Raw genomic sequence first — 20505 nt, 5'->3', positions numbered from 1 at the left:
ATGTTTAAGAAAACTCGTAAAAAACTAACTTTATTTAACTCCATTTATTTTATAGGCTTTTTCTTTGCTTTTCTTATTATTCTATATTTTTCATTAGTTCAACTAATGGATTATCAACAAATAGAAGAACTAGAAACTTATTATAAAGAACAATATCATGACTTTTTTGAGCACAAAAATGATAATGAAGGGAAATTAGAATTTAACCCAAATGGTATGTATTTTTACTATATTTATACAAAAGACCAGATACTAGTCCACGGTGACGAAAACTATCAAGGTTTATTTAAAGACCTAGAAAAAATCATTCGAACGGAAGATCCTTCTAAACGTTTTGTAAAAAATATTAAGTGGCGCGATAAACATCTTTTAATTTTATCGAAACCCATTCAGCCGAACGATGAATTTCTTGGATATATTGTTATAGGCAAATCGACCACATCACAATATCATTTTTTTCAAAAAATGATCTTACTGTTTATTGTTTTAATTATAATTTTTACAATAATAATTGGATTCTTAAGTTACTACATGGCAGGAAAAGCCATGATTCCCATTCAACATGCACTTGAAAAACAGAAAAGCTTTGTTTCAGATGCTTCTCATGAGTTAAGAACACCGCTAAGTGTATTTTATAGTTCACTCGATATTTTAGAAACTGATGAAGCTAATAATATGAGTGATTTCGGTAAAGAATTGATTGAAGATTTAAAGCATGAAGCAGAGTTAATGAAAGAGCTATTAGATAAACTATTATTTTTAGCCCGACATGACAAAAATCGTATTCATTCAACTAAAGAAAAAATCTCCTTAACAGAGTTGCTACTAACGATTAGTAGGAAGTTTAAAAGAGCGTTACCGAAATCAATCGTTTTCGAAACAGAAATCCAACCTGATGTTGAATTTATTGGAAATTCAAATAATATAACTGAATTAATTTATATATTATTAGATAATGCCGCTCAGTACACACAAAGAGGATCAATCTATCTAAAGCTTTTACAAACTGATAAAATGATATATATCTACATTGAAGATACAGGCATTGGGATTTCTAAGGAAGACCTCCCTTTTATTTTTGATAGATTTTTCCGGAGTGATGCTGTGAGAAACAGAAACGGAACAGGACTAGGACTTGCTATAGCTGATTCTATTGTTCAAGATCACGGAGGAACACTCACAGTTCAAAGCGAATTGGAAAAAGGTACAACATTTTGTATTCAATTTCCTCTTTATACTAAATCGTTACATGATGGATAAACCATAGAATGGCATTACATGTATCAGTAGTGCCATTCAACTAGTTTATTTTTTTGAGCTACTTTGGCAGTCTAGCTAACATGGAGAAACTGCCTTTCATCCATTCATGCACCGCTTACTTGCTAACCCCTTGCTTTTGATCTTTCTTCTTAAATCCATCACTCATCAATCTTACAAGTAGTGCGGTAATTATAACCATTACCGTACTGCTATAAAATAAAATTACCAACATTTGATTAGAGTCAGTACCAATGAATAGCCCATGAATAAGTGATAATATCCAAGCAGGTAAAACAAGAAAATGTATCTTCTTCCAAAGTGAAAAGTTCATTTTATTTATCCATATATCTGATGTTAAAAGAACTATTAAAAATAAATAAAAAGCTATGGTTCCTAGCCCAGACAACAATGCCTGATAGTTAGCGCTAAAAGGTAATACGATTTCAGAAATAGTATAGGGTTCGTATTGATCAATCATTAGTAAAAGTAAATGTACAATAACAGTTATAAATCCCATCCATCCACTCATTTGATGTAATTGAAAGTATAAGTTTTTATTGGACTTGAGAGTAGAAGATTTCCTTAGTAAACCAAAAAAAATTGACATACTGAAGTAAAAATAACTTAAAAGCCCTAATAATCGAATCCATTCCCAAGTACTAAATAACATCTAATTTTTCTCCTCCTTTCAGCCAATATATACTTCCATCATCTTTTGCTATTAAGCAAGCACAAGGCATCTGTAGTTTGTCAAACCATACTTGTAATTCTTGTTCATTTAATAAAAAAGCCAGTTTTGTTGCCACTTCTGCTTGACATAATGAGTTTGTTATTATCGTTGTTTGAAGGATTGGGCTAATGATTACCTCTCCGGTTCTTCCATCTAATAAGTGATGCTTTTCTTTCCCCTGCTGTTTCCAACTTCTGAATATACGATTCGATGTGGCAATTGCTCCGTTTTGAATTCTAATTGAACTGATCTCTTCGTGTATATGAAATGGATGAGCAATCCCAATGGTCCATGTCTTTTTGCCTGACGACCACATTTTCATATCTCCACCACCATCTACAATTCCAAACTCTGGAGAAACCTGTCTAAGCCAATCAGCTATTTTTTCAACTACGTATCCTTTGGCAAATCCACCTAAATCAATTAATTGATTATCCGTTTTTAAAACTTCATTGTGATCCAAAAAAAGAAATGGCTTATTTGTTTTTTTTTCTATTTGTATTGGCTTATACGTTGATTCTTGAAAAGGAAAGGATCGATCATACCCATGTTGTTCTAAATGTAATTTTAAATACGGAGAAAATATATTATTAGTTAATGTATAATAGTTGTCTGCTGCTTTTAAACAATCATATAATGCAGGAGAAATTCTACCTATTTCTCCTACCTTTAGTTGATTAATTTGATTTAACTCATTATTTGGCTCAAATCTCGACCACTCTCTTGCAACGTGTTGCAACCATTTCACCACTTTGTCTTTCCAATCCATTTTTTGCGTTCCAGCAATTTCAATATAAAAGTTTGTATTCATCGTGTTTAATGAAAGGGTATCCAAGCAACTTCAACTCCACTTCAAACTAAGTTTAGGATCGTTTGGTAGTTCGATCGGTACGAATTTTATTTTGTTGTAGTTGATTCACTCCAACAATTTCAAAATTTGTCCAATCTAATTGAACAAGTTCCTTTTCTCGGTCTGACATTTTTTTTGATTGTTCATTTGTCAAATTTAGATCAGCTATGTTTATATCTGATGGAAAATTATTAAATTGCGTTAATAGTAAAGAAGATAATATTACTCCAGAAGTGCCTAATATCCATTTAGCTTTCTTTTGATCTTTCATTCAATCATCTCCCTTTTTTATTTTAATAACTTCAATACAACAGCGTTATTCATTTCTTGCCATTCAGCCACATAGCCCAAACCATTTGAAATTACACTAATTGGAACATATATATTATCATTCAAGTAAAATGTAACAGCTGGTATCGGTGTTTTTATCTCGTTATAGTACACTACATTTGTCCCCGCACGAAAAATTAGTTCTGTACCAGCTTTATTAATTTCCAATATTTTACTATTATCATAATTAACTACTTTTGCACCTAAAAGTTCAGCAACAATTTTACCTGGCACATATATTTCACCATCTAAAGGAATCAAGTAAAGTGACACTGTATTATTATTATTTTCTAGTTTTAATTGAATTTCTTTCGCTTCTTTTAGGGGTAACTCTCCTTTATTTACATAAGTCGATCTTGTCCAAATATTCCATGTATTACTATTTGTTTCAGGGTATCTTTGGTCATAATATTCATAATCATCATCTTCTTTATAATAATCATAATCATCATCTTCCTCGTCATCATCATAATCATCATTGTGCTTATTATGAACATCACCCTCGTATTTTTTATAATCTTCTTCATCATCCGCATTTGCTATGTTGGCATCAAGAAATGGCCAAATTAAACTAATAATTAGCAGTATTTTGATAATCTTCATTTTTTCAGCTCCTTTATGATATTTCCATCTTAATTAAGCTAAATGAAAAAATACTGAAAAAACAAAATCATTCATTACAAATTTAACAAATGTATAGACTGCCATTTTTGTTTCGATAGAGGTAGTTAATTTTCTATGAGAACTTAAATAGCATTCTTGATTGAAATCAAAAAAAAATTGCCTTCTGCAAATATAGAAGGCAACTTCAGTATTTTACTAGGCTTTTAGGATTCTCCCCCATAATACCTAATACATTTAATTAAAATAAATAGATCGAATTGCAATTTGTACCCATGAAATGTTGTCACTAAAGAAATTACTAATATTATCTAAAGATTTTATGCTCATAAAGATAGTCATAGGAAAGGTCAACAAACAAATATTCATGCTCGTTGATGGCAATGGAGAATGTTCTTGTAATTTCTCCTGTTTCAATATCCCTATACAATTCAGAGATTTCCCCACTTTGATCGTTGCGCATTTTGATAATCGTTTGAAGGAAATAAGGGCGCCAGCTCCAATTTTTATTGATGGCACGTGGCTGTAGCTCCCAGTTCCCATCAATTCGCATAACGTTAGGCGTTAACTGGAACCCATCCTCATTACAAATATAGAGACGGAAGGAGTAGTTATCCAATAATTCAGCTAAGTACTCTAAATGGGAGACATTGTCGCTTGTTGGTTTCACACGGTGAACAATCGCCTCTAATTCCTCCCTTAATTTTTTCAACTGCAAATATTGCGCCTCCAGCATTTTCTTTTCGGAAGTAATAAATTGCTGGCATTCTTTTTTAAAACGTTCCTTTAATATATCCTTATCGACAAAAGTCATAGCTGGATTTGCTAGATATGGCCCTTGATAAAATCTACCGCCATTTTTCCAAGCAAATTGTAGCTGATAAACCGTTTCAATATCTTCAAATAATAGATTTGCTCCAATTTTATAAGCTAGGCTACCAATGGCAGAAATCATGTCCGATTGAGCGGACCAAGAATCGTAATTTAAATCACGTGTATTGACCTTTAAGATATGTGGTGCCAATAGCGCAATATGCTCTAAATGACTTTCGGCTCCTACTTCCTGAACGGCAATTTTTACCCCAAACGTCGTAAAATAGCGTAGGGCGTGATGTAATTTGTTAATATCTCCTATAAAACGATGCTCTGATACGACAAGTACGATACGCTGTAAATCTTTTTCCTCTATATATTGTTGGATAATATTAAAATGACTTTCACCAAAATCTTGCATCAATAAATTTGGATTGCTTGGGATATAAATATCAATTTCTGGTGCAATTTCATCAATTTTGGCTAATGCCGCATGTAAAATTTTGTGTTCCATATCAATTCGATATTCTTCTGGAATATCTTCATTGTTGACAAAATCCTTTAAATTAATTTGCTGACCTTGAATTTGTAGATATCCGGAAATTTCGTAGGCAATCACCGTATGCGCATCTGCGCTAAATATCGGTTGATAATACCCATGTATTTGATCTAAATTTGTTAACACTTCAATTGCGTCCATCATCGAAACCTCCAATATGAATAACGTTTTCATTGTTATTCAAAAATAACATTACATTTATCATGACTAGCCTGAAAAATGCTCTCTGACTGTATAATAAGTTGTTTAAAGTAAAATCGCAACTTCACTTCTCATCATTAATGGAAATCCGTCCTAATTTTTAACCACCATAATTGCATTATTTCTAACGACTTTCCTACATAGTAGGTTGCTTGTTACACCATCTTGCAACGTTATGCTTTTGTCCAACCAAGGCTGTTCTGATATTTTACTCTCCCTTTAATCTATGCAACTTGACGCAATGACAGCCGTGATAATGGATGATGATTATCCTATACCAGTCAATTAATTCAGTCATTTACCCAGTATTTAAGGACAATTTTATGAAAAAAACAGTATCCCAAAAGGACAATAAGAGGCTCCTACTGGCATACTGTTTATTATTATTCAGACATAAAGAAATACCAAATCAGAGCGATTACTGCTAATGATAAAATAACTGCAATTGTCACCCGAAGCGGTGAAATAGGGGCATTACCACCAACTCGTCCCGTTTGTCCATTCACCATAAAGCGGTAAATCTTCTCCTTATAGCGGAAAGAAGATAACCAAATCGGTAACATTAAATATTTGTATGTAATATCATCATGGTTTGTGGAAAAGCGTAGATTGGATACTACATCCGCCCTATTTTCCCAACGGATTTTGGATGTAATCTGCGCATGGAGGTGATCATGGATTTCACTTTTTGCTTGGCTCCAGCCATCCTGCAAACCAACACTGTAACGCTCTGATAAAAATCCAGCTACATATTGAGGTTTATAGGCCTTATTATTAAGAAGATTAAATGGTTCAATTTTTCGCATCATATCTCGATCATAGCGTGTTGTGGCACTCACTAAATGATCGTCTATAAATTCCTGATAAAACCCACTTGTTGAATACCAATCCGTTTCAGTATGCGTTTTACCATCTTTATCCGTAACCGTTCGATGTCGTCCATATCTTGCGGAGTATCTGGAGCTTGTTTTTGAATCAAACGTCCAATACGGGAGGTATACCCCTTTAAAGGCATCAGGCTTTGCACTTATTTTGGCAGCCTTTGGTGTAAACCATCGACCTTTGATCCATTTCTGAAAATGTTCTCCTGCCTGCTTATCCGTTACTTCAAAAGCACATACGCCATTGGGAGCAAGCGTATTTTCAGCGCTCGCTTCCATGACCTGATTTGAGCCGCAGTAAGGACAACTGTCAGCGACCTGCAGAGCATCATAAATTGTCTCGGCCGCGCAAGCTTTACAAATAACTGTTTTCTTTTCCACGCCCCAATTGAAATTCCCACGTTCCTCTGCTTTTAAGAAGTCCATTTCCTGTGCAACCTTTTCCTCTTCTTGCTCAGGGGTTGCAATTTCAGATTCAAATCCACAATACGGACAGGTCAGCTTACCTGTAGCAGGATTAAACTCAATTGATGCACTACAGGATGGACATTCCGCATCAAAGTCAAGGTTTACTTGTTTGACATGTTCAACTTCTTGCGTTGACATAGGTCATCATCTCCTTACTTGACATCCTTTTCATCAAAAACATCGCCGCATTCTGGACAGAATTTAGGCGGATTGGCAGGGTCCTCTGGTGCCCACCCACATTTATCGCATGCATAGAGTAAAGCACCAGCTGGTTTTTTAGAGCCACACTCGCTACAAAACTTTCCTTTATTCACCGCTCCACATGTACATGTCCAGCCCTCTTCCGCTGGTTTTGCTGCGCCACAATTTGAACAGAATTTCCCTGTGTTGTCATGACCACATGCACATGTCCATGTACCAGATGCTTTGGCTGATTGATTTTGCATCGCAGCCTGAGCCATTTGCGCTTGCTTATTTTGCTCATTCATTTGATAAAGCTGACCAGCATTGACTCCACCTGCTTGTGCAGCCATATTCATCCCCATAAAGCCTGCCATAGCGCCACCATCATTGTTAGCAGCTGCAATCATCGCTTCTGCCTGAGCGCCTGTTAAATGGGCAGCAGCCATACCTGGATCACGCATAACCGCATTGCGTTGTAGTTGTTTTATCATGGCTTCGTCTTCCTCAGAAGCCTTTAGGGTACTAATCCCAAATGACACAACAGCTAAACCACGTGTAGCAAGCCACTTTTCTGATAATACCTTATTGAGTGCGTCTGCTAACGCAACCGTATGCGCAGGTATTTCACTATAACGAACGCCATTTGCTGAAATTTGTGCAAAGGCTGGCTGTAACGCTGTCATTAATTCTGATTTTAACTGGCTATCAATGGCCTCTCGCGTATATTCACGCTCTACATTTCCACATACATTTGTATAGAATAATAATGGATCAATGATTCTATAAGAATACTCACCATGACAACGAATGGCAATGTCGATATCTAATCCGATATTACGATCAATAACACGGAATGGAATTGGTGCGGGAGTACCATATTTATTGCCAACAATCTCCTTTTTATTAAAATAATAAACTCGCTGATCTTTAGCAGGTTCTCCACCAAATGTAAAACGCTTGCCTATCTGTTTAAATGTTTCCATAATGCCATGAGATAAATCTGAGCCATACATAATCGAAGGCTCTGTAGATGTATCATAGACATATTCCCCAGCTTCTGAAGAAAACTCTACAACCTTCCCCTGTTCAACAATCATCATGCATTGCCCTTCATTGATGGCAATAATCGAGCCATTACTAATAATGTTGTCATTTCCTTTATTTGAACCTCGTTTAGAAGTGCGTTTAATACCCTTAGTTACTAGAACATCTGAGGATAATGCCTCACAATAAAAATATTCACGCCATTGATCCTCTAAAACACCTGTTAATGCCCCAACGCCTGCTTTCAATAAACCCATAAATATTCCCACCTTCACATTGATGTTTAGCTTATTTTAACATCTCTTCATACTATGTAATACGCAAAATCAGACAAATTGTTTCATTTTCTTCTTATCAACAAAAAAACGAGAAGCGCCAATGATATAAATCATCAGAACGTTCTCGTTACTTTTTCTGTATTAGGATAAGGCAGCAATTATAACAAGCACCCACGCAACAATAAATAACATGCCACCAATTGGCGTAATCGCACCTAGCTTTTTCACACCTGTCACGGCTAGCACATATAGACTACCAGAGAAGAATACAATCCCTGTAAACATCAAGTAGCCTGCCCAAGAAAGCAAACTAGAGCTTCCTAAAAATGCATCATTGGATAGAATGCCAAGGGCTAGAATCCCTAAAGCATGATACATCTGATATTGCACAGCCGTTTCCCAAATGGCTGCATAATGCGGTGAGGCAAACTTATCCTTGAGTGCATGTGCACCAAAAGCACCTAAAACAACACCAAGAGCTGCCAAAATAGCGCCTAAAGCTATAAACATTTCCATCTATTGTTCTCCTATTTTGCCTCGACGGCAATTTCTTTATATTTGGCATCCCAAGCTGGGTCAATCTTACTTAATGATACCGGTCGCAATGTATCCTTATGCGCAAGAATATGTACGGATTGAGCTGTGGCTGCTACCGTGCCATCCTCATGTAAAATTTCATAGCCATACGTCGTTCGTAAACGATCATGCTTTTCTACCCAAGTGCGCACCGTCGCCACTTGTCCATAATGCATGGCTGCTTTATACGAAATCGATAAATCCATCACTGGCGATACATAGCCATCTTTTTCTAAGGCAGCATACTCAAAGCCTGCATCACTTACAAGCTGGGTACGCCCAATTTCCATCCAAATGATATAGTTTGCATGGTACACCACGCCCATTTGGTCGGTCTCTGCATACCGTATTTCAATCTGTTTCTCACTCACAAACATTTTCTTCACCTCGTCCTACATTATAGCGCAAAAGTGTTGATTTGGTGGGGTTTTTGCTCTACTGATTAGAAAAAGTTAATAAATTGTAATTTAAAAAAATTTGAAATTAGATTCAGAAAAGTATTTGGTGAAAAATGTTTTTTCTGTTTTTACCCGTTGTACCCCACTTAATTGGGGTACAAAAATTTAAAAATAAAAGATCCTGGTCAGGTACTGGAAATCAAAAATGTAATTTTTTAACAAATGAATTCAAAGCAAAAAAAGGTTTTAGTTTATAAGTTTTCAATAAATATGATTGAGAAAAACCACTCATCACTTTATTAGAACTGCCCCGTAAAAGTTAAACATCAATCTAACTTTACGGGGCAGTTCACACACACAGTTGTCTTTTATTCATTTATTATTTTATTGACTATCCAAAAATTATAAAAAAGGCAATAAAAAACATCATTGCGAATGAACCTATAGCAATTAATACATTTACAAATGACAGCAATTCACTCGCTCTTTTCCATCCTTCTAAATAGACCCATGACAAAAGTAAACATACCTATATTAGCAAACACACTTGTTAACAGCTTTCCTACCCAATCTTCCTTCTTTGCAAAGGTTGAATGTGCAATGCGAGATGATATAAATTACAATAGCTAATAGACTAATACAGGAAAAAATCCATAAATCTCCAATATATCATTTGGGTGCAAAATCCATTAGATACATCCTTCACTTTGCATGAAATCTTCAATCTTTTTCCGTACTACTGCTGGGGAAATTAGTTGAATATGTTCCCCTTTATCGTCACATGTAAAAATTCCTTTGAAAACTTCAGGCATAGCGTCGTACTGTTTTTTTAACTGTTCATTAAATTTTTTGAAACAGTCATATTGATATTTTTCCAATAAATAAGGTATTAGAAAAGATGAACGCAAGATTTCGTATTCCTGATAATTATATGGTGTACTTTCTGGTCGCCTTTTTAAGATTTCCAACATCTTTTTCATTAAAATCGCAACTTCTTCTTCGCTTGCATAGGCAGCATATCCTCTAATCGCAGTTAGCCGCATATCCAAATATCTCTCTTTTTTATATACTTTGAGAAAAAAGTCCTTTCCGTTCTCAGGCAAGTCAAATACTAATTGTTTTAATAATACATTACGTTTAGCAATATCCTTTGTATTAAAATATGTTTCCATTATTGAATTTCTTTTGTCCATATATCACACATCCTTTCCTAAGCTAAGAAGTTACATTTTGTTTTTTAACAATACAGTACGAAATAGTTACTATATTTCTGTTATGTCAAGCTTACCATTTCCAACATGTCTTTACGATTTGAAGTGTTAATTTTCAATATCGTTTTTAACATAAATATCTAAAAACTTATTCCTAGGAATGACTACTTCCTATCCTAAATTGTTGACTCCATTCCTCGTAACTTACGAATGGTACTACAACACTTGGAGGCTTCACCTCTTTGTACGCCTTATTAAAGGCTTGTTTGTAATTTAACCCTAAATCAGACATATAAACATCAATACGAACAGCCGATTGCTTTTGGTAGGTATCGTCCATGTAGTCTCTGCCTCATCGATACTCTGGTAACTTGCCATTCCATATATATTTTGTGCCAGCGACACTGACTATCCATCGATGCAATGCCCCATACCATAATGTTAGTAGCCTTCATTATCAGCTTTCTGACCATCTAGCTTTCTATGTGACTTACTAACCCTTGTATCAAGTGATGACATCCAGACTTTAGTGAGCCGTTTTAATTGTACTAATACTACTATTTATTGTATTTTTCGGCGAAGAAATATTAGAATTTTTCAAAGATGCCCTTCCTGAAGACGATTTCTCATATTGTGCAGTAGTTTTTTGATTAGCAGTTTAAGCTCGCTATGCTAATCTAAATTAATAATCGAAACCGTAATAATATGTTAAGATTAACTTATATAAAATTAAAGGAATGATCTTATGAAAAAAGCAGTCAAATTAGCTTCCTAAAATTATCTAGATTTTAAATTTTAGGAGGCTTTATAAGATGAAATTCAATAAAATTGATATTAATAATTGGGAACGAAAAGAAATTTTCAATCATTTCTTAAATCAACAAACGAGCTTTAGCATCACCAGAAATATTGATATTACTGAACTTTATAAAATTACAAAAGATAAGGGATATAAATTCTATCCTGTATTCATCTTTTTAATTACTCACGTGGCAAATTCAAATAAACATTTTAGAATGAACTTTAATTCTGCTGGAGAGTTTGGCTACTGGGATAAGGTAGTCCCAATGTATACTATCTTTGATAAGACATCAGAGTTATTTTCAGCCATTTATACAAATACAGATGAAGGTTTTAAAAAGTTTTATGAGAACTATATTTCCGATACAGAGAAGTACAATGGTACAGGAAAACTGTTTCCTAAAACACCGATACCTGAAAATGTCGTCAATATTTCTATGATTCCATGGACTTCTTTTACTGGTTTTAACTTAAACGTGAATAATAGCCCAAATTATTGTTTGCCGATAATCACTGCAGGTAGGTTTATCAATAAAACTAGTAATATTTATTTACCTTTATCCTTGCAGGTTCATCATTCTGTCTGCGATGGTTACCATGCAGCTCTATTTATGGATAGATTTCAGACTCTTGTAGAAAATAAACTAGAGTTTCTTATATAAAGAAAACACGAAACACTGACTAATCTCTTTTAGTTGGTGTTTTTTACTAACCTGTAGGAAAACAGGGTAGTATTATGTGCCTTATTTTGTGTTCCTTGTATCTGATTATTGTCTTTCTGCTTTCCTTCTATATCCACTCAAGTTACTGAACAATATCTTTCTAGTAATCGATTAACCAATTGAGTTCAATGCTCCTTGCATCTGCGTTTTCGCATAGCCAATCATTGTTTTAAGGTTTTCCAATTCCCTTTCAACTTTCAGGCGGTTACCCTTTTCATTTTCATACATTTCAAGTATTTATTCTTTTGTATTTTCCTGCTTGCCCAATTTAGTGATCTGTAAGAATCCCTAAACTGTTCAAACGTGTATTTCCTATCGTTCTTTATAGCGTCTGCCAGTAAAAAAACAGAATAAAAAGCCACTCAAAATGAATGGCTCAATCACAAACTTAGTATTAAATTCTCGGACTAAAAATTATTACTTATCTTGCCAACAATTTTGTTAGTGGCACTACATTTATTGTAATCGCTCTAAATCCTGATATTCTTTCATATAAGGACCATCTTCTGCAACAAATGAATGATACAATGCCTTTACTGCGAAATTTTTCTCTAAACCCATTTCAGATTTTAGCTTTTTTAATTCATCATGCAATGTTCGATGTTCATTTATAAGCTTTAGCATAACTGTCTTATTATATTTCATTACATCCGTCCTTTTTGTTTACAACATGAAAGCTATAATACACTATTTTCACTTATAACTGCAAGAACAGCCTTGAACACCCCACCTCCATCGTCATTTGTTTGTTTTGGAATGTTTACATCAAGTTTCTTTATATAATAAAAACACCTCATATGAGATGTTTAGTTGCTTCAGTCTAGTAAATTGTATAAATTCTTCATAAATCTATATTACTGTCCTAAAATCTCCTGGATAGATTGTTCTAAAATATCCATAGCCAGTTCTAATTCATGTTCCTTAATGATAAGTGGTGGAGTGAGAGTAAGCACATTTCCTTGGGATACTTTAAAGCTTAATCCCTTTTCCATACATTTATACATTACTTGCTCTGCTTCAGATATAGCTTTTTCTTTCGAATTTCGGTTTAATACTAATTCTACTCCGTATAAAAGACCGATTCCTCGAACATCACCTATAATTTCATACTGTTCTTGCATCTTTTCAAGACGTATCCTCATATAATTTCCTAATTGATTAGCCTTATCAATTAATTTAAACTCCTCGATATAATTAAGAGTAGCCAATGCTGCTGCACAACCTAATGAACTTTTTTCATGAGTGTAATGACCAAGTGCAATATCTTGGGCAACATCAAGTTCTCCTTTTACCAGCATCGCTGCCATTGGAAAAACGCCTCCACCCAATCCTTTTCCCAATAATACAATATCTGGAATAACTCCAAAGTTTTCAAAAGTGAACATTTTACCTGTTCGCCCTAAAGCTGTTGGAATTTCATCAAAAATCAATAATATATTGTTTCTATCACAAATATTACGTAAACGTTGATAGTACTCTTTTGGTGGGATATGCACGTCTGTACAACGAACAGGCTCTAAAATAATTGCACCGATTTCATTTTCTCTTTCAAGTATATACTCAAGATAGTCAAGAGATTTAAATCTACCATTGTCATCATCAAACAAACCACGATATGAATTGTAAGGAGCTATATGCAGACTCCCTGGCATTAAAGGACCCATACCGTTACGGAAAAGTGCTTCTCCTCCAACTGAAATAGCGTCTAAAGAAGCACCGTGAAATGAATCCCACATAGAAATAGTTTTAAATTTGCCTGTTACCTTTCTAACAAGTTTTAAAGCCATTCCAACAGCTGAAGTTCCCCCAGGAGTCAACAGTACTTTATTTAAACTTTCTGGTGCAATATCAACTAATTTTTTTGCTAGCTGGATCGCAACTTTATTTGTATAACGTCTTGGTGAGAATGGAAGGATATCTAACTGCTCTTTTACTGCTTGAATAACATATTCATTACCATAACCTATTTGATGAACATTATTTCCATGAAAATCCATATACTTTCTTCCATCTATATCCTCTATGTAAATTCCATAGCTTTTTTCAATAATATTTAAACAAGGAGTAGAAAGAGATTGATGTAAATAATACTTGGAATCATCGTTTAAAAGCTCAAATGATTCTTTGCTCAAGTGTTTTCCTTGCCATAAAGTACGAGTTTTTGTTAAATTAATGTCCCCTTCTGTTCTTAAAACTTCAATGTTTTTTTCCATTATTTCTTCTCCTCTCATTATAGGTAATTAATTTTTTTACTTAAACAAAATAACATTTGTTTTTTAATTAGATATTAATATCTTGTAAATCTTTTCACCTAATAACATTTAGACGTAGTTGTTGTGAATCAATAATAATAATCTATGCTCATAGAACACCGACGAATCAAAGGAGAGAAAAATTTGGTCGAATTTCCAAATAAGAAAGTAAAGTTCCCTGAGCACTAGCTTCAACTTTAAGCATTGGTAATTATTTGCTCTCAAAACCACACCAAACACTGACCTCTCGACTCGAAGTGTTTTGGCTGTATGACGCAGTTTTCAAAGCAAAAGAAAAAGCCTCCATCATAAGATGAAAGCTTAAATATTATAGTAATCCTCTTGGCAAGAGCTCACTTGTAACTCGTGATAGAGCGACACCACGTTATATGCCATACTCCAAACAGAATTATGGAGTGCAGGTCGATCGTTGGTCTGTCTTTCCCTAATATTGAGGTTATTGAAAATACCACATGACCTACCTCCGAGTTTACATCCTATTTTTCTTATTACAAAACATGCTGCAAGTTTTGCATTTGTTCAAAACATTTTATTAAAGCATTCATTTATAACAATTGCGCCTATCTTTTTAAATCCCACATTTAATCCTCTAAATAATCAAATTTTCTCGCGTGTTCTACTTCCTGAATGGAAACTTGACGTGTTAATTCATCTGTTTCAGAGATATGGTATGAATCCCATTCGTCATTAACAGCAATTTCTTCAGGATCTTCATATAATTCATCATAATCTTCAAAATCTCCTTCAAAATCGGAAGGTGTTTCAGAAGTTCCATATTTTGCTACAACTTGAAACATATCTTCATAATCATGAATATCATCCTTGTCATCACGGCCAGCAAAAGAATTGTCAACTGGAGGAAGCATCACTTGCTCTTCAACCGGTCGATCTGTTGGAACGTCTTTTGCAGTATGTTCAATACAAAAAGAGGTATAAGGCAGTGCCACCAATCGATCATATGGGATATCTTGTTGACAAACTTCACATACACCATAGGTACCATCCTCAATCTTTTGTAAGGCCGTATTTACTTTTGCTAACTCATCATTGTCATGGACTTTTAACGCCATATCTTTTTCACGCTCGTATAATTCGGTACCCAGATCTGCTGGATGATTATCGATTGTGGACAACTCATCAACAGAATCCCTTAAACTACCTCGTTCTAAATATTCATCATCTGTATCCATTCTTCGTTGGAGCGAGTGTTTTTGCTCAATTAACATATTTTTTAGCTTTGATATCTTCTTCTCGTTTAGAATTGTCATCACGTCCTTTTCATTATTATGAACGAATTTGATTGAATTATTTGTTTTAAAGGATAAATTTAAAGACAAAAACGAAACTATATTCTTTGATAAATATGCTATATATAATTAGTTTAGCGTGCGATAAGGACAGATTAAATCCGCATGTTTTTTATGCCCTTTAGATTGTCCTAAAAGTTATTGCCTTCGAATAAAATGCAATTACATTTGATTATTGGAGGCTATTTTATGGATTCTATATTTACCTTTATCTTTTTAGGCATATCAATGGCTGCAACAATTGGACCTGTTAAGACTGTCCTATTGAATACAGGTTTAAAAAATGGCTTTTTTCATGCATGGTTTTTTAGTCTGGGTGCCATAGCGACTGACATTATCTATATGTTTATCGTATATTTTGGAATTGGCCAATTTATCAATTCCATCTGGTTAAAAACAATCCTTTGGTCCTTCGGCTGTTTTGTTCTTTTGTACACCGGTATCGAAAATTTACTGTCGCTACATAAAATTGAGATGGATTCGAAAACAGGGAAAAGGACACGACTGAGACAATCCCTCATGACTGGATTTTTCATGTCTTTTTTGAATCCGCTAACCATCCTTTTCTGGCTGGGAATATACGGCTCCATACTCGCAAAAACGGCTGGTATCTCAACAGGGTATGGAATCATTTTGGTGAGTATCGCCATTTTGATGGGCATTATTTTTGTAGATTTTATTTATGCCTTTTTATCCAGTGTCGCTCGAAAATTATTATCGATACAGCTTTTGAAAACGGTCTCTTTTATCTCAGCCTTATTAATGATTGGTTTCGGGATCTACTTTGGGATGCAGGCTTACCAAGTGTTATTCCAATAAACTCACCGACAGCGCATAAAATGAACATGAAAGGAAACCATACCTTTTAAAAGAATATTAGTCGAGGTGTGGTAATGGACCAAGAGAAGGTTAATGTAAGTGTCTGGTGTATTGTAAGTTTGACTTCTATTCCGCTCATCATGACACTTGGAAATTCAATGCTTATTCCCGTGCTCCCTATACTGGAGGATAAGGTCGGGATCACATCATTTCAGTCGAGCATGATCATAACAAGCTATTCAGTCGCAGCTATTTTTCTGATCCCCGTAGCTGGCTATTTATCGGACCGCTTCGGCAGAAGAATGGTCATATTACCAAGCTTAATTTTAGCTTTAATCGGTGGTCTGATTGCTGGATTTGCTTCATGGAAAATGGATGACCCCTACGCAATGATTATCGCTGGAAGAATTATTCAGGGAATTGGGGCCGCTGGTGCAATGCCAATCGTATTGCCTCTTGTAGGTGACCTTTACCAGGATGATGACGAAAAAATAAGTTCTACATTAGGGATAATTGAAACGTCTAATACGTTTGGGAAAGTGTTAAGTCCCATTTTAGGATCAATATTTGCTGCGTTTTTATGGTTCCTTCCCTTCTTTTCCATTTCAGCGCTTAGTTTGATTTCGATTGTACTTATTTTTTTCTTCGTTAAAGCTCCTAAAGATGATGATGAACCATTGAAGCTCAAAGAGTTTTTACGGAATACAAAAAAAGTTTTCAAGGAGGAAGGTAAATGGTTATATACCGTATTCCTTAACGGGGTCCTTGTGATGCTCATATTATTTAGTATGCTCTTTTTCTTGTCAGAAAATCTGGAAAAAGTTCATGATATAAAAGGGATTAAAAAAGGGTTTGTCCTGGCCATCCCACTTTTATTACTTTGTATAGCTTCATTTATATCTGGTCGAAAAATTAAAGGAAACCTAGGAAGGATTAAAAAAATAATCATTGCCTCCTTGATTGCAATGTCTGTCAGTATTGTCTTTGTTGGGTTTACAAGTAAAAAACTGATTCTTTTATTAGTCGTTACGAGTATAGTGGGGATTGCTATTGGTGCACTATTGCCCGCACTTGACACAATTATTACTGACAATATTAGAAAAGAGTTAAGAGGAACCGTATCCTCTTTTTACAGCTCAGCACGATTTATAGGCGTTGCAGCAGGTCCTCCTATTATGTCTCTCGTCATGAAAAATTATCTCAATGCCAGCTATATTACGGCAGGTGTATTAGGATTTATTCTCCTGTTTGTTGTCTTAAAGTTTATCAAAGTAGAGGATATTGAAAAAACCAATGAAATGGCATAAAAATAAAGAGCTCTAGACTGAATGACCTTATTTGAAAGCACATAGTTTATCCAGATCTCATACTAAAATAATTCCGCTTAAAAATACTTTTAGGAATATCTTATAAGAAGTAGTCTCTCGGCTACTTCATCATTTGTTGTCGTACTTGCTTTCCCATCAAGCAATCTATGAAATACTTCAACCTCTCGATCCCCATGCACTATCGAAATGCGCTTTTGCACCTTTTCTTAATTCGATAATTTTATGAATATATACGCCGTTGTAATTCCTGTATACAAAGGTTGTGCCACCACATGCCTTTGGTATGTTGATTCAATCACTCCAATTTAGCTATTGTTATCAGCTTTCGTTACTGGCTACCTTGCCTCCTCGATTGTTTCAGCCATCTTTAGTAACTGTTGTTTGCCCTGTTAACATAGTTTCGTCCTCCTAAGTTACGAAATACTACGTTTACTAGATTGTCTTTAAAGGCATCAACCAATTCGAGCTGTAGCGTCTGCAAACGCTACGGCTTTTTTTTATGTATCTTTAATTGCAAATTAATAATTGTGTGTATCGCACGTACTTATTCGTTTGTGGCGTTAGTTGACCGTCACTGCCTCTCTCATTTTAGGGTCATTACCAACCCAGTGACACTAGTTACTTTCCTCATATTGTTCAATAGCTCCACTATTCAATGTTCTACTAAGGTGCTATGTCATGAGATATAGGTTAACCTTCACTTACATACTTCGCATTACTTACTAAACCAATCCACACTTTTCTTTAATTTATAGATATGATTAATAAGACTAGAGAGTATACAGAATACTTCATACTATGAAAATATAATCTGCAGATTATACAAATTTTGTTTATTTGGAGGTGAAATAAATGAGTTTAACTACTGGCCCAATTGAAAATACAGGAAATCAACCAGCTAATGCAGCTAGTGTTCGTGTCAAAATTCTTAACCTTACGGGAGGTTTATTAACTGGCGTAGTAAGAGTTTTTCGACTAGATGGGTCAAGACAATTATTATCAACAACTCCTTTTGCCGCTATTGCGAATGGTTCTACCTTTGTAACGCCTGGTGTAGTTGGAGCTCAATATGAAGTTGAAATTATTCCAAATCAAAATGGTGGAATATATAGCGTTTATGGACGAACAGCTTCAGGTGTAATTATTGCTGCCCAACGGTTTGTGAACTCAGAATTAACACAGATTCTTTAGAATTTAATGTTAAGATTATAAAAGCCCTATACCAGTGTATAGGGCTTTCCATATTCATTCATTTACCTCCAGCTTATCACTCCTTACAGCACATTTTCTTTCTGACATGAACTTCAAATTGTCCAGCTAATCCCCATTCATATCCGAAATTGTAAATCTATCTCACCCTACTATTAGCTTCTAATGACTTCCGACCAGAAACTATTCTTCACTCCCCCTCCTTAATGTCCAAACAACTGTATTTGATATGAATAAGATATTTAGAGAATAGGAGGTGAATATAAAATGGCATCATTTGAAATAGGGGCGAGAGGTCTTTTCAATTTTCGAAACGAACGCTTTTTCGTATTAGTTGAAGATGAAATTACAATTCCAGAAAAAGGTGTGGAGATTGATCCAGTTAATATCTATGAGATTGACCAACAAACTTTCGATTTTATCAGAGATGAAGGAGATACACCTCTAGTTGTACCACGTTTTAATCTTCCTCCTGTACCACCTGGATTTGAATTAGAACGAAAATGTATTTTTACAGTCGATAATTCATACTTTGTGATCTATGAATTAGAAAATGGCACTGATAACTTTGTTATTTTAAGAATCAGTGCAGCTTTATTTAACTCATTGAGAAATTCTGGTGTTCGTGAATGTATTCCTCAAAATTTTATTAATTAATAAAAAAATTATTATATTTATAGTAATGTTCAGTAAGAATCCTCTTCCTTGCTGAACATTTTATTCAAAGTGTTCAGTAAAGTTTCTTTGTTTTTATGACACTCACCAATAAACATAGAATAGGTTAACTAAAAATACATTTTGTGTTAACCTATATACATACCATTATTTGGAGGTGTGTGTGTTGACTGACAAAAATAAAATATTACTTAGTTCGGTTGGCAGTTTGGCTTTATTTACTTTAGGAGGATACAGGATATTCACTAACAACTTAGAAGTTATGTCCATACTAGTAGCCTATATTTTCTTTATTTGTGGAGTTATAGGCTTTGTTTTTAATGTAGTAAAGTTGTCAAAAACCCCACGTACTTAGCATTGCTTCGTTGCAATGCTTTTTTCGTTTGCCATAGTCATTCATTCTTTCATCTGCCCAAAAGTATTGATTTGGTCGAGTTTTGATCTAAGGAAATTGGAACGTTGAAAAAAAGAGGGATCCTTTTCTTGATGGTTAAGATAAATAGTGATTTTTCTAATATATTCACTACCATCTAAACTTCTATAAATCCTTTTAAGTGGGGTATACTTATAAATAGTTTTATACATTAAGCATGAGTAGTTACTCTTATAGATACAATGCGTCCCTCATTTACCTCCAACTGAAATAATTGTATTGAAAGAAAGGTTGGATGCTAATCTTTGATAAAAAGAAACTGCTTTGGGAGTGGAGTAAAAATTAGTGCTTATTTAAATAAGGGGATGATAGATTGAAATATATTTCTGCTTTGATTGGATTTATTTTTATTTCCTTTGGCAGTTTACTAATGAATATCACTGAAAATGGAGAGACATTTACAAATGTAACATTAAGGATTTCAGGGTTCTTTGCTTTAATTATCGGTTTAAAATTTATTTTTCCTAATATGGGCTTTATAAAAAGTAAAAAATAACCAAGTAATCATATGGACACTTGGTTATTTTTTGATTAA

Annotated in this window: 21 protein-coding genes; 7 read left to right on the top strand and 14 right to left on the bottom strand. The window is 34.5% G+C overall.

Annotated features, from left to right (window positions below; all coding sequences use genetic code 11):
- On the top strand, window positions 1-1260 hold the full coding sequence (locus tag B3D98_RS18285) for a sensor histidine kinase (protein WP_288584989.1): 1260 nt from the start codon (window positions 1-3) through the stop codon (window positions 1258-1260).
- Between the two features lie 115 nt (window positions 1261-1375).
- Here the strand turns inward: B3D98_RS18285 and B3D98_RS18280 are convergent, their stop codons facing one another.
- From B3D98_RS18280 to B3D98_RS18230, 11 genes are all read right to left on the bottom strand, one after another.
- Complete coding sequence (locus B3D98_RS18280; RefSeq protein WP_103118258.1) at window positions 1376-1930, bottom strand: ferric reductase-like transmembrane domain-containing protein; 555 nt, start codon at window positions 1928-1930, stop codon at window positions 1376-1378.
- Window positions 1920-2825, bottom strand: a complete 906-nt coding sequence (locus B3D98_RS18275; protein WP_288584985.1) for an FAD:protein FMN transferase — start codon at window positions 2823-2825, stop codon at window positions 1920-1922. Before B3D98_RS18275 ends, B3D98_RS18280 begins: the two co-directional genes overlap by 11 nt.
- Window positions 2826-2853: 28 nt before the next feature.
- The gene (locus B3D98_RS18270; protein ID WP_279495204.1) at window positions 2854-3111 is read right to left on the bottom strand and encodes a hypothetical protein; all 258 of its coding nucleotides are present in this window, start codon (window positions 3109-3111) and stop codon (window positions 2854-2856) included.
- Between the two features lie 17 nt (window positions 3112-3128).
- A complete protein-coding gene (locus B3D98_RS18265; protein WP_288584982.1) occupies window positions 3129-3773 on the bottom strand; it encodes a copper amine oxidase N-terminal domain-containing protein in 645 nt (214 codons plus the stop codon).
- A 325-nt stretch (window positions 3774-4098) separates the two neighbouring features.
- The gene (locus B3D98_RS18260; RefSeq protein WP_036076413.1) at window positions 4099-5304 is read right to left on the bottom strand and encodes an EAL-associated domain-containing protein; all 1206 of its coding nucleotides are present in this window, start codon (window positions 5302-5304) and stop codon (window positions 4099-4101) included.
- Window positions 5305-5747: 443 nt separating this feature from the next.
- Window positions 5748-6851: a hypothetical protein gene (locus B3D98_RS18255; RefSeq protein ID WP_288584977.1), complete on the bottom strand. Its 1104-nt coding sequence runs from the start codon at window positions 6849-6851 to the stop codon at window positions 5748-5750.
- A 14-nt stretch (window positions 6852-6865) separates the two neighbouring features.
- The gene (locus B3D98_RS18250; protein WP_288584974.1) at window positions 6866-8197 is read right to left on the bottom strand and encodes an SPFH domain-containing protein; all 1332 of its coding nucleotides are present in this window, start codon (window positions 8195-8197) and stop codon (window positions 6866-6868) included.
- Between the two features lie 162 nt (window positions 8198-8359).
- A complete protein-coding gene (locus B3D98_RS18245) occupies window positions 8360-8734 on the bottom strand; it encodes a DUF423 domain-containing protein (protein WP_103118262.1) in 375 nt (124 codons plus the stop codon).
- An 11-nt stretch (window positions 8735-8745) separates the two neighbouring features.
- On the bottom strand, window positions 8746-9171 hold the full coding sequence (locus B3D98_RS18240; RefSeq protein WP_004225136.1) for an acyl-CoA thioesterase: 426 nt from the start codon (window positions 9169-9171) through the stop codon (window positions 8746-8748).
- Between the two features lie 710 nt (window positions 9172-9881).
- Entirely contained in the window at window positions 9882-10385 is a 504-nt protein-coding gene (locus B3D98_RS18235; protein WP_115673270.1) for a hypothetical protein, read from the bottom strand.
- A 172-nt stretch (window positions 10386-10557) separates the two neighbouring features.
- Window positions 10558-10743 (bottom strand): hypothetical protein, encoded by a 186-nt coding sequence (locus tag B3D98_RS18230; protein ID WP_259950417.1) that lies wholly within the window; start codon window positions 10741-10743, stop codon window positions 10558-10560.
- A gap of 472 nt (window positions 10744-11215) precedes the next feature.
- Between B3D98_RS18230 and catA the strand changes: the two genes are divergently transcribed.
- Complete coding sequence (gene catA / locus B3D98_RS18225; RefSeq protein WP_054550359.1) at window positions 11216-11866, top strand: type A chloramphenicol O-acetyltransferase; 651 nt, start codon at window positions 11216-11218, stop codon at window positions 11864-11866.
- Between the two features lie 516 nt (window positions 11867-12382).
- Here the strand turns inward: catA and B3D98_RS18220 are convergent.
- From B3D98_RS18220 to B3D98_RS18210, 3 genes are all read right to left on the bottom strand, one after another.
- A complete protein-coding gene (locus B3D98_RS18220; RefSeq protein ID WP_054550360.1) occupies window positions 12383-12571 on the bottom strand; it encodes a hypothetical protein in 189 nt (62 codons plus the stop codon).
- A 209-nt stretch (window positions 12572-12780) separates the two neighbouring features.
- A complete protein-coding gene (pbfA, locus tag B3D98_RS18215; protein WP_054550361.1) occupies window positions 12781-14139 on the bottom strand; it encodes a (R)-1-hydroxy-2-aminoethylphosphonate ammonia-lyase in 1359 nt (452 codons plus the stop codon).
- A 641-nt stretch (window positions 14140-14780) separates the two neighbouring features.
- On the bottom strand, window positions 14781-15461 hold the full coding sequence (locus tag B3D98_RS18210; RefSeq protein ID WP_103119087.1) for a TraR/DksA C4-type zinc finger protein: 681 nt from the start codon (window positions 15459-15461) through the stop codon (window positions 14781-14783).
- 234 nt (window positions 15462-15695) lie between these two features.
- Between B3D98_RS18210 and B3D98_RS18205 the strand changes: the two genes are divergently transcribed.
- The 5 genes from B3D98_RS18205 (at window position 15696) to B3D98_RS18185 (ending at window position 20466) form a co-directional block, all read left to right on the top strand.
- The gene (locus tag B3D98_RS18205) at window positions 15696-16325 is read left to right on the top strand and encodes a LysE family translocator (RefSeq protein WP_288584963.1); all 630 of its coding nucleotides are present in this window, start codon (window positions 15696-15698) and stop codon (window positions 16323-16325) included.
- A gap of 74 nt (window positions 16326-16399) precedes the next feature.
- The gene (locus tag B3D98_RS18200) at window positions 16400-17632 is read left to right on the top strand and encodes an MFS transporter (protein ID WP_288584960.1); all 1233 of its coding nucleotides are present in this window, start codon (window positions 16400-16402) and stop codon (window positions 17630-17632) included.
- Between the two features lie 873 nt (window positions 17633-18505).
- Window positions 18506-18844 carry a hypothetical protein gene (locus B3D98_RS18195; RefSeq protein WP_048392571.1) on the top strand — a complete coding sequence of 113 codons (339 nt, stop codon included), beginning with the start codon at window positions 18506-18508 and terminating at the stop codon, window positions 18842-18844.
- Between the two features lie 285 nt (window positions 18845-19129).
- Window positions 19130-19519, top strand: coding sequence for a hypothetical protein (locus B3D98_RS18190; RefSeq protein WP_048392570.1), 390 nt, complete (start codon window positions 19130-19132; stop codon window positions 19517-19519).
- A gap of 764 nt (window positions 19520-20283) precedes the next feature.
- The gene (locus tag B3D98_RS18185) at window positions 20284-20466 is read left to right on the top strand and encodes a hypothetical protein (RefSeq protein WP_269898312.1); all 183 of its coding nucleotides are present in this window, start codon (window positions 20284-20286) and stop codon (window positions 20464-20466) included.
- Window positions 20467-20505: the final 39 nt, after the last annotated feature.

It is taken from the genome of Lysinibacillus sp. UBA5994, from assembly GCF_002429725.1.
Taxonomy (GTDB): domain Bacteria; phylum Bacillota; class Bacilli; order Bacillales_A; family Planococcaceae; genus Lysinibacillus; species Lysinibacillus capsici.
Note: the sequence above shows the minus strand (reverse complement) of the source record. Positions and strands in the feature narration are given on the sequence as shown.